At 64.4% G+C, this 13931-nt stretch carries 14 protein-coding genes and 1 pseudogene; 10 read left to right on the forward strand and 5 right to left on the reverse strand.

What is annotated here, in order from left to right; translation table 11 throughout:
- The 3 genes and pseudogenes from AB0362_RS06390 to AB0362_RS06400 form a co-directional block, all read left to right on the forward strand.
- Positions 1-1128 (forward strand): cation:proton antiporter, encoded by a 1128-nt coding sequence (locus tag AB0362_RS06390; RefSeq protein WP_366235186.1) that lies wholly within the window; start codon positions 1-3, stop codon positions 1126-1128.
- Between the two features lie 105 nt (positions 1129-1233).
- Positions 1234-1542, forward strand: a complete 309-nt coding sequence (locus tag AB0362_RS06395) for a WhiB family transcriptional regulator (protein WP_366235187.1) — start codon at positions 1234-1236, stop codon at positions 1540-1542.
- A gap of 171 nt (positions 1543-1713) precedes the next feature.
- Positions 1714-1899 (forward strand): annotated as a pseudogene (locus AB0362_RS06400) (ANTAR domain-containing protein); the annotation flags it as partial.
- Between the two features lie 144 nt (positions 1900-2043).
- Here AB0362_RS06400 and AB0362_RS06405 read toward each other — a convergent pair.
- Positions 2044-3258: an EAL domain-containing protein gene (locus AB0362_RS06405; protein ID WP_366235188.1), complete on the reverse strand. Its 1215-nt coding sequence runs from the start codon at positions 3256-3258 to the stop codon at positions 2044-2046.
- A gap of 444 nt (positions 3259-3702) precedes the next feature.
- Here AB0362_RS06405 and praA point away from each other — a divergent pair, with 444 nt between their 5' ends.
- Positions 3703-4212 carry an alkane oxidation protein activator PraA gene (praA, locus tag AB0362_RS06410; protein WP_366235189.1) on the forward strand — a complete coding sequence of 170 codons (510 nt, stop codon included), beginning with the start codon at positions 3703-3705 and terminating at the stop codon, positions 4210-4212.
- Between the two features lie 53 nt (positions 4213-4265).
- A complete protein-coding gene (locus tag AB0362_RS06415) occupies positions 4266-4982 on the forward strand; it encodes a hypothetical protein (protein WP_366235190.1) in 717 nt (238 codons plus the stop codon).
- A 66-nt stretch (positions 4983-5048) separates the two neighbouring features.
- Here AB0362_RS06415 and AB0362_RS06420 read toward each other — a convergent pair whose 3' ends face one another.
- The 4 genes from AB0362_RS06420 to AB0362_RS06435 form a co-directional block, all read right to left on the reverse strand.
- Positions 5049-6158, reverse strand: coding sequence for a GGDEF domain-containing protein (locus tag AB0362_RS06420; protein ID WP_366235191.1), 1110 nt, complete (start codon positions 6156-6158; stop codon positions 5049-5051).
- A gap of 451 nt (positions 6159-6609) precedes the next feature.
- Entirely contained in the window at positions 6610-7473 is an 864-nt protein-coding gene (locus tag AB0362_RS06425) for a DUF559 domain-containing protein (protein WP_366235192.1), read from the reverse strand.
- A 151-nt stretch (positions 7474-7624) separates the two neighbouring features.
- Positions 7625-8299, reverse strand: a complete 675-nt coding sequence (locus AB0362_RS06430) for a GDSL-type esterase/lipase family protein (RefSeq protein WP_366235193.1) — start codon at positions 8297-8299, stop codon at positions 7625-7627.
- Positions 8300-8324: 25 nt separating this feature from the next.
- Positions 8325-10127: a DUF4012 domain-containing protein gene (locus tag AB0362_RS06435; RefSeq protein WP_366235194.1), complete on the reverse strand. Its 1803-nt coding sequence runs from the start codon at positions 10125-10127 to the stop codon at positions 8325-8327.
- Positions 10128-10287: 160 nt separating this feature from the next.
- Between AB0362_RS06435 and AB0362_RS06440 the strand changes: the two genes are divergently transcribed.
- From AB0362_RS06440 to AB0362_RS06460, 5 genes are read left to right on the forward strand one after another with little or no spacing between them, the layout of a single operon-like run.
- Positions 10288-11511, forward strand: coding sequence for an alkane 1-monooxygenase (locus tag AB0362_RS06440; RefSeq protein WP_366235195.1), 1224 nt, complete (start codon positions 10288-10290; stop codon positions 11509-11511).
- Entirely contained in the window at positions 11511-11675 is a 165-nt protein-coding gene (locus AB0362_RS06445) for a rubredoxin (RefSeq protein ID WP_366235196.1), read from the forward strand. Before AB0362_RS06440 ends, AB0362_RS06445 begins: the two co-directional genes overlap by 1 nt.
- Positions 11672-11845 carry a rubredoxin gene (locus AB0362_RS06450; protein WP_027495558.1) on the forward strand — a complete coding sequence of 58 codons (174 nt, stop codon included), beginning with the start codon at positions 11672-11674 and terminating at the stop codon, positions 11843-11845. Before AB0362_RS06445 ends, AB0362_RS06450 begins: the two co-directional genes overlap by 4 nt.
- Entirely contained in the window at positions 11842-13050 is a 1209-nt protein-coding gene (locus tag AB0362_RS06455) for an FAD-dependent oxidoreductase (RefSeq protein ID WP_366235197.1), read from the forward strand. Before AB0362_RS06450 ends, AB0362_RS06455 begins: the two co-directional genes overlap by 4 nt.
- Before the next feature lie 10 nt (positions 13051-13060).
- Positions 13061-13681 carry a TetR family transcriptional regulator gene (locus tag AB0362_RS06460; protein ID WP_269595050.1) on the forward strand — a complete coding sequence of 207 codons (621 nt, stop codon included), beginning with the start codon at positions 13061-13063 and terminating at the stop codon, positions 13679-13681.
- The last annotated feature ends 250 nt before the right edge of the window (positions 13682-13931 follow it).

Below are 13931 nucleotides of genomic sequence, written 5' to 3' on the forward strand. Positions count from 1 at the left end.
ATGACCTTCGAGACGCTCGCCCTGTGTGCCGCGGTGGGATTGTTCGGCCCACTGCTGGCGCTTCCACGCGGGCTTCGGATACCCGTCGTCATCGGAGAACTCGTCGCCGGAATTGCACTCGGCTACACAGGCTTCGGCGTTGTCGACCCGAGCGAGCAGACGCTGAGCTTCCTGGCGCAGGTGGGCTTTGCGCTCGTCATGTTCGTGGCCGGCAGTCAGGTTCCGATTCGCGATCCGCGACTGCGCATCGGTCTCGGGGTCGGCGCTGCGCGGGCGGTGGCCGTCGGGCTGCTCGCAACCGCGCTCGGTTGGGGCGTTTCGGCAGCCTTCGATCCGCCTCATCTCGGTCTGTACGCGGTGTTGATGGCGTCGTCCTCGGCCGCTGTCATCATGCCGATCGTCGAGTCCACCACGATGACCGCACCGGGCCTGATGGCCCTCCTGCCGCAGATCGCGCTCGCCGATGCCGTCTGCATCGTCGCGCTGCCCCTCGTGATCGATCCACAGCGGGCCGGTCCGGCCGCATTCGGATCTGCGACGGTTCTGCTCGCTGCCGCGGTGATCTTCGTCGTCCTGCGGCACTTCGACATCTCGGGATTGCGCCGCCGCGTGCATCGGGTGTCTGCCCAGCGCAAACTCGCGCTCGAACTGCGACTCAACCTGGTTCTGCTCTTCGGCCTCGCGGCCCTGGCCGCCCACACCCACGCCTCGGTGATGCTGGCCGGCTTCGGTTTCGGCCTGGCGATTGCCGCCATCGGAGAACCGCGTCGCCTTGCCAAACAACTGTTCGCCATCACCGAAGGATTCCTGGGACCACTGTATTTCGTCTGGCTCGGTGCATCCCTCGATCTACGTGCCCTCGCCGGTCACCCGAACATGATCGTGCTGGGGTTCGTCTTGGGCTTCGGTGCCATCGCGGTGCACGGCGCGATGCGCCTGACAGGCCAGCCCACCCGACTCGGGATACTCGCGGCAGCCCAGCTGGGTGTTCCGGTCTCGGCGGTGACATTGGGCGCGCAGAGCGGCGTCCTGGCTCCCGGTGAAGGCCCTGCCATCGTGCTCGGCGCACTGGTGACCATCGCGGCGGCGGCCGCAGCGTCGCGGGTCGCCGCTCGTCGTCCTGTCTGACCCTGCGGGCCTGCGGCGGCGCAAGGCATTTGGGTGTTTCGAGTTCCGCGTGACGGGGAACATGGGTCCTGGAACGATCGGCACGACGCGAAACGGATCATGACGATGACGGATGACCAGGTCTGGCGCCTCAAGGGTGCGTGCATCGAAGACATGGATGCCTACGACTCGCAACAACTTCCTCGGCACGGACGCAAACGCGCAGAGAAGGCATGGCGCTTGTGCGCCGACTGCCCGGTGTTGCGCAACTGCGCCGAGCAGACGGCGAGCGATATCGAATCCGGCCGTATTCCGGTCGGCGTGGTCGTCGCCGGTGCCGCGTATCACGACAATGCGAGTAACGGACGGCGGACCGACGCCTACCGCACACTCGAGTTCCTGATCGGACGGCCGCTGTCCAATCCCGCCGCCTGACAGCGCCGAGGTTCTGTAACACCGCGATCACGGAACACTACGAAATCGGTAACGTGGACAGCTCTGTTCGACGGGTCTTCGGCGTGTCTTCTCAGGCCTGACCTGCGTCGGAGCAAGTCGCGCAACAATGTCTCCATGACCGCAGCGAACGCAACCGACTTCGGGCTGCCGGACGGTGTTCAACGGGCACTCTCGCAACGAGCACCGATCGAACAGGCCAAGGGAATGTTGATGGCAATACATCGCATTACCGCCGATGCGGCGTTCGCGCTGCTCGTCGACCGATCGCAGGGCACCAACCGAAAGCTTCGCGACATCGCGCAGGAGTTGGTGGACAAGGCTTCGTCCGCGCGGTAACTGTTCAGGCAGCCCCGTACGCTGCTTTTTCAACGCACGGGGCCTGAGCAATGCTGCAGTCCGGACTACTTCATTACCTGCTGTGCCGTATGCCCTGCCATGGCTGCCCGAAACATCCCGTCCAGCAACGCGGTCGTCGTTGTGTCAGAAACGCGCGAGAATCGCACGCGCACAACGAACTACTGTGGCGCGGTCGTACGACATCACGTAATCGAACTCACGATCGGCGTCGATTTCCCCGCGGTGCAGATCGATCGCTGCGAGCACTCCACAGAAGTGCGGACCCAACACCACCACGTTCCACTCCTCCACGAGCGGATCCGTCGGGTCGAGGGGCGCATGCATGATGCCGCCCTCTTGTACGTAGCCCATGCCAACGCCGTACACGCCGGCGTACGAGATCTGCTCGGCCATCGAGACCCAACGCGCACGGGTGGTCGAGGTGAAGTGCTCTGCTCGCTGAAAAGTACCAAGCACCAACGTTTCCGGCCCTGCGGCCGCAGCCTGCATCTCGAGAGACGTACTCATCGCCACCAGTAGACGCTTGGTGCTGCGGGTGGCCGTCTTTCCTGCGGACGCGATGGCGTACGGCGACTCGGCGGCGACAGCTGGCGTGCTCCAGGTCGGGAACGGCGGCATCACCTCCGCGGCGTCCGCGGGGAGCTCCTCGGTGGTCTCGGCCGCCGGATACAGCTCACCCACCCCGTAGGTCGCTCCGAGTCCGAGTGCGCGAGTGCGGTGCAAAGCAGTGTCGACTCCGCTGGCCACCACCACCGCGCCGGTTCGTTCCACCTGAGCCGAGACGGCATGAGCGGTACGTGCGGTGGCGAGATCGGGACGCCGGGAGACCATCGATCCGGCGAGGATGATCACATCGGGTTCGATGAGCGGCAGCAGGGTCATCGACTGCGGCCGACGACCGACGTCGTCTACGGCCACCACTTTGCCGTCACGCCTGGCCTTGTCGATCGCAGCGAGGGTGCGGGCCGGACTGTCGACGAGTGCCGCCTCGGTGACGACCACGATGTCGCGGCGCAACTGTTCCTCGGTGGCGGAATCGAGTGCAGCAAGGGAGTCGACGTCCATGGAGACGAGCATCGGCAACCGCACCGACTGGTTGATCCGAGCCACTCCCCACGCGAGGGCGTCGAGTTCCCGCTTGGCGTCCATTGCTCTGGCTGCGCGCTTGAGCGCGTCGGCGGAGGCGAGCGGGCCGTTCTTGGGGCCTCGCAATTGAACTTCGATCGCTGCGAGCGCGCCGTTGTCCAGCCGACAGACCGGGGCGAAATACGGTTGCACCGTCAGCTCTCCCGTGTCCGTGTCGACTGCAGATCCTGCTTCGGCCAGCGCGAACGTCACACCACAGTTTGACACGAAAAAACGACCCCCGTCACGTGGGGGTTGGCTGATCTTCAAACCTGAATTCCGTAGTTTCTTCTCGCTGGTTCCATAGTGGACGACGGAGGTGTCACGACAGACACCACAACTATCTCGTTTGGATAACTTTGTATAACGCTCAGGTAACGGAACTTTCCCAGAGTCGACCGCGCGGCTCGGAACCCTCAGGGCTCGAAATCGGGCCGAAAACCCATGACGGAGTGGACTTTCGGAACCGGAGCCTAATTTTGTTACCACGGCGAACAACAAACATACCGACCGTATTGTGAATACTCACAGACTTGAATCGAAGCAATTCCGACATATGGTTCGCCGACCTAACGTCCATCCCGGTTGCCGGAGCACCGGTACCACCGGCCGCCCGCGTGGGCTCCCGGAGTCGTCCTGGACATGGAGGATCGATCGATGACGCTCAACCCGCCGACCCGCTCTCGTACACTCGCCGCCGTACTCGCCGCCGTTGCCATCACCGGGGCGACAGTCGGTGCCGCCGATGCCGGTGCCGCCACCATCTCTCCGGCCGGAACCGCCTTCACCGCACCCGGCACGATCGTCGTGAGCACGCCCGCCTCGTTCGGCGTTCCCGTGAGCTGTTCCATCACACTCTCCGGCAGCACCAGCGCCGACGGCTCCTCTGCATCGATCACCGACGCGAAGATCAGCGGTTCCAACCGCCTGTGCGGCCTGCCGCAGCTGAAGGACCTGCCGTGGACTCTGACTCCCACCAGTGCCACCACCGGTGAGGTCTCCAACGTGGCCTTCTCACTCGTCGGATACAACTGCGGCCCGGCCACCCTCGCCGGTTCGTTCGACAACATGACCAACACCCTCACCTCGACCGACCAGCCCATGTCCGGCAACTGCACGGTCGACAGCCTGTCGGTCCAGCCGAACCCGGCCTTCACTCTGTCCTGATCGACATCCTCCGATTACGTTCCACCACAATCTATTTCCTCGAAGGAGAGCACGTGAAAATCCGCAACAAGACTGTCGTCACAATGGCGGCACTGGCCTCGTCCGTCGCATTGGCGACGATGGTGGCCGCCCCGGCCAACGCTGCCGACACGCTTCCCATCACGTTCCAGGCAGACACGACGACGATCATCGCCAAGACCGGTCAGCCGGTCGTCTTCCCCACCACCGACCTCGTCACGGACGTCGACCTGGTCGGCGGGACGGTAACCGGCACGCTCGCACTGCCGCAGGCGTCGGCCGACTTGAAACTCGGCCCTGCAACGTTGGCGAACTTCACCATTTCGATCGTCGATCCGACGCCGGTGTCGGGCACCCTCACCCAGGGCGGTCCCGCGGAGGCACCCACGTTGGATCTCGCCGTCCAGCAGAGCTTCAAGATTCGTATCGACTCGGTCAAGCCTCTGGGTATCGACACCGGGTCCGCGGGGTCGGCGTCGGTCGATCTCATTCCCGCGGGTAGCAACTGCGTCACCGCGGAGACCACGGCCGAACTCACCGGTTCGCTCGACGCGATCGATCTGATCCAGAACAATCAGGCCGATGCCCACGTGAAGGGCACCTACACCATTCCGCAGTTCCAGAATTGCGGCGCGTTCACCTCGGTGCTCAACGGCATCATCGCAGGCCCAGGAAACAGCCTCGATGTGCACCTGACCAACCCGGTGTTCGACGTCGGAACGCAGTCCGCGCTCGCGGCCGAGGTGGCGTAGCAGTTCGTTCACAGCACGATCGACGGCGTCGAGCCGGGTTCCGACACGGACCTCGGCTCGGCGTCGTCACTGCAATTCGTCCACGTCACGGCTCGACAGCGAATCGCCTCCGTAGAGGGCGACGCGGTCGCCGCCGAGCCTCTTCGCGTGATACATCGCCTCGTCGGCGCGGCCCAGCAGTTCGTTGACAGCGGACTCGATGTCCCCCATCTCGACCACGGCACGGGCAATGCCCAACGACGCGGTCAACGGTGCTCGGTCGGTCCCGTCGCACAGACGATTTCGTAATCGCTCGGATTGTTCGACCACCGCATCGAGGCCGTCGACACACACGGCCGCGAATTCTTCGCCGCCCAGCCGAACCGTGACTGCCGGTGCCGGGAAGACCTCGAGGATGCGATTCGCGGTGGTCCGGATGACCGCGTCTCCGTGCTCGTGGCCGTATCTGTCGTTGACCGCCTTGAAGTTGTCGATGTCGACGACCACGGCGACCAGCGACATGTTCGCACCGGATCGAGATTCCAGGTTGCCGATCGCCGCATCGAATCCCCGACGGTTGCGCAGGCCGGTGAGCGGATCGTAGAACGCGCCGGTGGCGTCCCGGCGCAACAGCATGAGGAAGGAATGCCCGATCAACGGTCCCGCGAACATCACCAGGATCAGCATGACGAAGTAGAGACTGGTCTGTAGACGCTCCGCCGGGTCGTTCACCATTGCCGAGACGTAGAGGGTGACGGCGGTGACGAATGCGAAGCCGTGATGGAACGCGAACAGCTTGGGACCGTGAAACCCCGCGACATAAGCGCCCATGACCGTGAACAGGGCTGCGATGGGCAGTACCGCGGACGGTCCATCGGTGGTGAGCAGGACAGCCGCGAGCACGATGTCGGCGTACAGCACGAACGCGATCGACACGCGCCAGCTCGGCCAGCCGCCGATCAACCAGATCAACCCCACCGGGACCGTCGTGACGACGGTGAACCACAGGGGCCAGCGCGCGAGGCTGCTGTCGGCGAATCCCGGAATGCTCAGAGCGATCGCCGCGGCACCGGCGTAGAGCCAACACAGGATTCCGATGAGAACCCTGGTGATGTCCAATCCTCGTTGCGAACGCGCATATGCAACGTTCCACCCGTAGTCGACGGGAAGCGACCACCACTGACGAAGACCGTTCACCTTGCAGAGCTTTCCTGGTATCCCGACCTGGAGGGCCAAGTCAACCACAGACGAATCACCCGGTCTGCGAACTCGAGAACTTGCCTGCGGGGCATGGATCGGGCGGCGGAGCCGGGCTTCCCTCCCAGCTCCGCCGTACTCGACACTACTCGCTATCGAACATATGTGCGAGCTCGCGGAGGAGTGGTTTTCGGTTGTACCACTCTTACTGTGCACAATCCGATAAAGTGACCTACAGTCTGTGACATGCTCCAGAAAAGGGGTTCGAACGGGGTTCGACCGCCAGGTTCCACTGATCCAATTCATTTGGCGCTCTTAGCAATCCTCACGATTGCTGTGATCGCCCTCGTCGTTGTTGCGATCCACCAGGGCCGCCTCTGATCACGCACCTCAGCGTTCACTACCGACGCTCAGCGGCGGAATCCCGCGTTCGGCGCACGGTTCTGAACGCTCACGTCCGCGGCAGCGCTCGGCCGACTGCATCGATCGAACGTCGACGACGCCGGACCACCTCGATGATCTCGTCGACCACGCGTCGCGTCTCCCCCAACGCCTGTACAGCGGAGTAGCGCAGAACCAGCCACCCCTGAAGTACCAGCCGGTTCTGGCGTCGACGATCGCCGTCGAACACTCGGCTCGACGTATGGAACTCGCGTCCGTCGATTTCGACGATCACCCGTGCCCGGAAGTCCACGAGGTCGCCGAAATACGGACCTACCCGCGCATTGATCTCCATGAAGAACTGTCGAGCGGACAGTGCCCGAGCCACTACTCGCTCGGCCTCGGATCGGGTGCCGAGGCAGCACAGACGCAGTTGTCTCCGTACTGCCTTCATGCCGTGCATCCCTCGAGATCGTTCGCATTCGGTCGCGATTCGACGTCGCAGAGCCGGCCGCGCGATTGCCGTGTCGAAGAACCGCTCCAACTCCTCACCCGTCAGGGTGGCCGCCACGTCGACGAACACCTGGGCCAACGTCACCACCGGAAGACCTCGGCACCGGTCCGCCTCGGGGACGCGTCGTCGATGGATCTTCACCCACTCCGGCGCGTGCTGCCGGGTCGAGGGCGGCACTGTCGCCGTGACCTGCGTCGGCTCCTCGTCGATCAACCCCCACACCCACGCAGCGGTCAGATGACTGAGCACAGCGCCGGGCTTCCACAGAACAACCGCTGTGCACAGGTCGATGTACTCGGGTTTGTTCGTCGCGTAGATTCCGGGCAGCACTCGAATCAGCTGCCCGGACGCAGTTCTGCGAGAGATGGTGCTGCGGCTCATCCCCCGAGCCATCAGGTCGACCGCTGTGTGTACCCCCATGCCGATACGGTGAACGATCGACGACGCCTGCGCCAGTGCTGTTTTCGAAACCTGTGGATAGTTCGGGGTTATCCACAGGCAGCCCGCAACTCAGCGTTCAGTACCGACTCTCATCGGCGGAATCCCGCGCTTGCAGCACGCTTCTGAACGCTCACGTCCGCGGCAGCGCTCGGCCGACTGCCGCAACCACCGCTGCCGCCATGGCTGCAGCCGTACTCGCGGTGGGGTGCACCCCGTCGAAGGTGGCTCCGGGCCGGTCGAGCAGCGGCGCGAATTCGGCGACGGGTATGCCGCGCTCGGCAGCCAGGGCTCGAATTTCGTCGTTGAGGTCGTCGGCGCTGACCTTGCGGGACGACGGCACCGTGGCGATCACGACCGTGTCGACGTCGCGTGCCCGGTCCAGGATCGTGCGTAGGTTGTCGATGATCCGGGGTAGCGGAACCGACCGGGCCAGGTCGTTCGTGCCGCCGTTGACGACGAGGATGTCCGGGTTCGCTGCCAGTGCGTCGTCGGTTCGGGCGAGGATCTGCGTCGTCGTCGCGCCGTTGATTCCCAGATTGCCACCGTCGGCTGCGCGAGCATCGTCTCCGCACACGAGATACGAGTACCACGACGTGTTGCCGTGAATCCCCCAGTCGACGCGTGAATTGCCTTGCGCCATCGAGTCGCCCAGCGTCACCAATCGTGGGCCGGTGTCGTTGACGCTCCACCCGAAGCAGTGTGCGTTGCGGACCGTCAGCGCCGGCTTCTTCAGTGGTCCTGCCACGAGCGCGGCGACCAGAGCCACCCCGAGTGCCCCGGCGATCCACAGTCGAGTTCTTCGCACGCCGGGGATTCTGCCCTACCGGCGATCACGAGCAGTCCGGGAAGTCCACTTCCGTCGGTGCCGGCGCCGATTGCGGCTGAACCGGTGCGTGCGCTTCGCCGGCGACTGTCGGTTCGACGAGGTTGTACTCGATGGTCGTGGTCTGTCCCGGTTCGATGACGACCGGCACGTAGAACACCGGGTGGCCCCGCTCGGCAGCGGTCAGCAGAAACAGTGGAGTTCCGTTGATCGTGGCGTCGGTCAACGTTGCGCCTTGAGTTGCGTACAGAGCCACCACCGATCGGTTGGTTCCCGGAGGTCCGTCGTATCGGGTGGATTCGTTCTGCCTGCCGGCGATGTAGGTGGTGTAGTCCTGCAGCGGAGCGTTGTTGGTGATCTCGGCGACGACGCGGGTGGTGCGCGTCGGGCCGTCGCAGGACTGCGCGGAGTAGGTGACCTTGCGCTGCAGGTAGTAGTCGAGCTTGCCGCCCGCACCGTTGTTCACCACCAACGCGGCGTACGGGTCGGGGCTGTCGGGAACTTCGTGGCCGATCTCGGTCGGACCGAGGATCGCTTGGAGTGCCGGGTCCGCGCTCCACACGGAGACGTGACCTTCGCTGGTGGCCTTGCCGAGTGCTTCGAGCAGCGCGCTCGGTGATCCGATGTTGCCCTGCATCTTCGCGACCACCCGGGCGGCGATGTCCTGGAGGTAGGCCTTACGTGCGGCATTGTCGTCCTGGAAGCGGAAGTAGGCGTCGGACTGCGTGATCCGGACGACGTTGGATCCGTCGATCACTTCGCCGTCGCCCATCGTGATGGGTCCGACGGCGTCGAGGATGTAACCGAGGGCAACCGGGTCGGTGGCCAACGCGCCGTCGAGACGCTCGCCTGTTTCCTGCTCCCACATCGACTGCCAGATCCGACCCGCGTACGGAAAGTGCGGACTGACGTTGCTGTTCTGCCAGTTCTGGGTGGGCGCAAAGCGGCTCTCGTAGAAGTCGAAGAAGTCGGGGCCGAGATCGATGGGGTCGTACGGAATCCGAAGCTCGGCATTGCTGGCCAGCGAGTCGACCGCGACCTTCCCGCCCACGGCGCGCACGATGCCGAATCCGCCTATCAATCCACCTGTTCCGCGGGATTCCGACAGTGTCTGGAAGGCCAGGAAGTAATTGCGCGGGCCGTCCGCACCGAGCATCGCCGGAAGCACCCTCGCCGCGATGTTCGTGTTCGTCAACAGGGACGTCAGCTCGTGAGTCTGATCCTGCAATCGAGTTCGCGCCTCGCCGACCCGATCGACGAATGTCGGTTCCTCGATTGCCTCGGCCTGGGCATCGAGTACCTCCGCTGCAGCCGCCGCCCGAGACAACGCAGGCGAGGCGTCGCGCAGGGCGGCGATGTCGATGGAACCGTCGGGCCCACGCAGCCGACTCGGATCGAGGGTGGTGCCCACCTCAACCGAAGGTGTCAACACATCCACGCTCAGCCCGTTGACGACGTCGGTGATCTGCGAGACGACGTCCAGCGGTTGACCCACGTACGGAATCGCGGCGGCCGCCGTCCAGATCAACGAATCGGTGGCGTCCTTCGCCTGGGTCGAGGTGCGCACCGCGTCGGACACGGAAGTTTCGGCCTTCTGCGTATCCCCGGTCAGCAGTGCAGCTTTTGCTGCCTGGGCATGCTCGCGGGCCTGATCGAGATACGTGTATGCGGCATTGACGGTGTATGCGAGCCACGCACCGAGACCGAGCGCCACGACGATCAGCAGTCCGAAGCCCGCAAGCATGCGTCGACCGGTTCGACCGCGAGAGCTGCGGCGTTCACCGTCCGGGTGGTCGTGGTCGAGGCTCATTTTGGGTGCGGATCCCTTTCGCTTCCGGCTGAGAGTACAAACGACGCCCCCTCACCGCGACACGACGTGCTTTTGTACAAATCAGCCAATTTGTCCATCGAGCTGACAAATTCCGTGTATTGTCCAATCCACAGTGATCGGCCTTACACGAGGAGTGACGATGACCGCATCGAATGTCGACGATCAGGCGCAGGCGCCGGTCGCCGAGTGGCACGACCGAAAGCGATACCTCTGGCTGATGGGTTTGATCCCACCCACGGCGGTCTTCCTGGCCACCGGCCTGGTGTGGGCCTTCAACCAGCTCGGCTGGACCGCTGTGTCGCCGGTCTGGTGGTGGATCGGCGCGCTGCTGGTCTACGGACTGCTCCCGATCCTCGATCGCTTCTTCGGTCCCGACGGTGACAACCCACCCGACGAGGTGATGAAGGCGCTGGAGGAGGACAAGTACTACCGCTACTGCACCTACGCCTACATTCCGTTCCAACTCGCCAGCCTGGTGTTCGCCTGCTACCTGTGGTCGGCGAACAACCTGTCGTGGCTCGGCATCGACGGCGGGCTCGGCCTCATCTCGAAGATCGGCCTGGCCATCAGCATCGGCGTGATGGGCGGCGTCGGCATCAACACCGCACACGAGCTCGGCCACAAGAAGGACAGCCTCGAGCGTTGGTTGTCGAAAATCACTCTGGCACAGACGTTCTACGGCCACTTCTACATCGAGCACAATCGCGGCCACCACGTTCGCGTCGCCACTCCCGAGGATCCGGCGAGCTCGAAGTTCGGCGAGAGCTTCTGGGCCTTCCTGCCTCGAAGCGTGTGGGGCAGCCTGAAGTCGTCCTGGGAGCTGGAGAAGACCCGCATGGAGCGACTGGGCAAGAGCACGTGGAGCATTCAGAACGACGTGCTCAACGCATGGCTGATGTCGGTGGTCCTGTACGGGGTTCTGATCGCGGTGTTCGGTCCGATCGTGTTGCCGTTCCTCGTGATTCAGGCCATCTACGGATTCTCGTTGCTGGAGACGGTGAACTACCTCGAGCACTACGGCCTGCAGCGTCAGAAGAAGGAGAACGGCCGCTACGAGCGCTGCACTCCCGAGCACAGCTGGAACTCCGATCACATCGTGACCAACATCTTCCTGTACCACCTTCAGCGCCACAGCGACCACCATGCAAATCCCACCCGCCGCTACCAGACTCTGCGCAGCATGGACGGGGCACCCAATCTGCCGAGCGGCTACGCGAGCATGATCTCGCTGGCCTACTTCCCACCGGTGTGGCGAAAGGTGATGGACCACCGCGTTCTCGACCACTACGACGGTGACATCACGAAGGTCAACATTGCGCCGTCCAAGCGGGAGAAGATCCTCGCCGCGCACGGAGCGAAGTGATGGCCGCCTTCGAGTGCCCGGTGTGCGAGTTCGTCTACGACGAGACCAACGGCGCACCGCGAGAGGGCTTTCCGGCAGGAACACCGTGGGCGGACGTGCCCGACGAATGGCCGTGCCCCGATTGCGGAGTGCGCGAGAAAATCGACTTCAGGAGTCAGGCATGAAGCTCTACCGCTGTGTTCAGTGTGGATTCGAGTACGACGAGGAACTGGGCTGGCCCGAGGACGGCATCGAGCCGGGCACGCGCTGGGACGACATTCCCGACGACTGGTCGTGCCCCGACTGCGGCGCGGCCAAGGCCGATTTCGAGATGGTCGAGGTAGAGCGCGGGTGACTACTGGGCAACCCGCCGAGGTCGTGATCGTCGGCACCGGTGCCACCGGGTACACCGCCGCCAAAGTGCTACGGGCCGAGGGTTTCACGGGTTCCATCACGCTGATCGGGAGCGAGCAGGAGTCCACCTACCGTCGTCCGGCGGTGTCCAAGGAGCTGCTGATGGGCACCAAGTCGGTCGATCAGGTCCGGTTGGGTGCAGCCATCGAGGGCGTGGACGTCCGCACGGGCGTCACCGCCGTCGCCGTCACCGACTCGGCCGTCGAGCTCGACGAGGGCGATCCGATCCCGTACGACGCCGTGCTGTTGGCAACGGGTTCTCGTGCTCGGCAACTCGATTTCCCGGGTCACGTGTTCACGCTTCGCAGCGCCGCCGATGTCGCACCGCTGCATGCCGACATCCTCCGCACCAAATCGCTGTTGGTGATCGGCGGCGGATTGATCGGGTGTGAGGCGGCGGCAGCAGCCCGGTCGCTCGGTGCCGAGGTGACGGTGCTCGAAGCGGCATCGGCTCCGCTGAGCCGGATCGCTCCGCCGGAGATATCGCAGATGTACCGAGACCTCCACGCGGACAACGGTATAACGATGCACACCGACGTCACCGTGACGAGCCTCGACAAGCAGGACGACGGCACCCTCCGTGCCGCCGCTCAGGACGGACGCTCATGGTCGGCCGGCACCGTCCTGGTGTCGGCCGGTTCGGTGCCCAACGTCGAGCTCGGCGCGGACATGGGCCTCGAGACCGCGTCGGGAATCCTGGTCGACGCGGCGATGCGGACATCCGCGCCCAGCATCTACGCGGCGGGCGACGTGGCAGAGGTTCCCAACACGATTCTCGGCGGCACCTATCGGAGTGAGCACTGGAACGGTGCCGTCGATCAGGCGACCAGGGCGGCACGGTCCATGCTCGGTCTCGATGTCGGCACTCTCGACGTGCCGTGGGGCTGGTCCACTCAGCACGGGCTCAACCTGCAGTTCGCGGGATGGACCGGTGCCGAGGACGAGTACGTCGTGGTTCGCGGCTCCATCGAGGATCGCCGCTTCACCGCCTGTGCGCTGCGCGGGGACACGCTCGTCGGGGCCATCGGCGTCGGCTACCCCAAGGACATCCGACAGATCAGATCCCTCATCGCGAGCGCAGACCCCATCGATCGGGAACTCATCGGAGAAGATTGGCTGGATCAACCTCATGCGGTCGTTCGATAGAGTCGTGTTCATGCCCGCAGCCGAACAGACGTCGACCCCCGGTCGATACCGTGAAGCCGCGTCCACTCTCGCGCGCGATACCGCGCTCGACGCGTTGCGAGAGCTACTGAACGAGCGCAACTGGCGCAACGTCACGATGAGCCACATCGCCAAGGCGGCAGGACTGAGCAGGCAGAGCCTGTACAACGAGTTCGGTTCACGGCGCGGCGTCGCGCAGGGGTACGCCATCAGATTGACGGACCTCTTCGTGGCCATGTGCGAAACGGCTCTGTATCAGCACGAGAATGACGCGTCAGCCGCTCTGCGGCAGGGCTTCTCGTCGTTCTTCGAGCTGAGCGGCCTTGATCCGCTCGTCCGGTCGCTGCACAGCGGCGACGCACCGGAAGATCTTCTGCGATTGATCACCACCGACAGCGAAGTGCTCATCGAGCGGGCGGGTGAGCGTCTGTCCGAGACATTCCAGCGCGGATGGGTGGGCGCGAGCCCACGGCACGCCGACGTGGTCAGCAAAGCCATCGTCCGATTGGCCCTGAGCTACATCCCCGAACCGCCCGAGGACATCGCTGCAGCAGCCGATGATCTGGCGCTGCTACTGACCCCGTTCGTCGATTCGATCACCGCCGACAACTGACCTCGACGTCCACAGCTCGCCCTCGCCCAGTACGCCGATCTCGCCCCCGCCCCGCTCCCGCACCCCTGACCTGGCAAATGCGCGCGCGTTTGCCAGGTGCGCGCGATCTAGGCCCGAATCGGATGCGAAATCGAACGCGTGTGACGAATGCGCGCGCGTTTGCTGAGACACGGCCGCGTCAGTCCGACTGAACACGACTCCGCGGCGGCCCGGCAGGCCCGCTTCTTCCGCCCTCGTGCAGAGCGACCAC

Origin of the sequence: Rhodococcus sp. NPDC079359, from assembly GCF_040702585.1 — a bacterium.
In the GTDB taxonomy this organism is placed as follows: domain Bacteria; phylum Actinomycetota; class Actinomycetes; order Mycobacteriales; family Mycobacteriaceae; genus Rhodococcoides.

What these genes read in the sequence shown, in the direction of transcription:
- AB0362_RS06390 (WP_366235186.1), top strand. Translation starts at nt 1, where the DNA reads ATGACCTTCGAGACGCTCGCCCTGTGTGCCGCGGTGGGATTGTTCGGC.
- AB0362_RS06395 (WP_366235187.1), top strand. Translation starts at nt 1,234, where the DNA reads ATGACGGATGACCAGGTCTGGCGCCTCAAGGGTGCGTGCATCGAAGAC.
- praA (WP_366235189.1), top strand. Translation starts at nt 3,703, where the DNA reads ATGACGCTCAACCCGCCGACCCGCTCTCGTACACTCGCCGCCGTACTC.
- AB0362_RS06425 (WP_366235192.1), bottom strand. Translation starts at nt 7,473, where the DNA reads ATGGGGGTACACACAGCGGTCGACCTGATGGCTCGGGGGATGAGCCGC.
- AB0362_RS06435 (WP_366235194.1), bottom strand. Translation starts at nt 10,127, where the DNA reads ATGAGCCTCGACCACGACCACCCGGACGGTGAACGCCGCAGCTCTCGC.
- AB0362_RS06440 (WP_366235195.1), top strand. Translation starts at nt 10,288, where the DNA reads ATGACCGCATCGAATGTCGACGATCAGGCGCAGGCGCCGGTCGCCGAG.
- AB0362_RS06445 (WP_366235196.1), top strand. Translation starts at nt 11,511, where the DNA reads ATGGCCGCCTTCGAGTGCCCGGTGTGCGAGTTCGTCTACGACGAGACC.
- AB0362_RS06450 (WP_027495558.1), top strand. Translation starts at nt 11,672, where the DNA reads ATGAAGCTCTACCGCTGTGTTCAGTGTGGATTCGAGTACGACGAGGAA.
- AB0362_RS06460 (WP_269595050.1), top strand. Translation starts at nt 13,061, where the DNA reads ATGCCCGCAGCCGAACAGACGTCGACCCCCGGTCGATACCGTGAAGCC.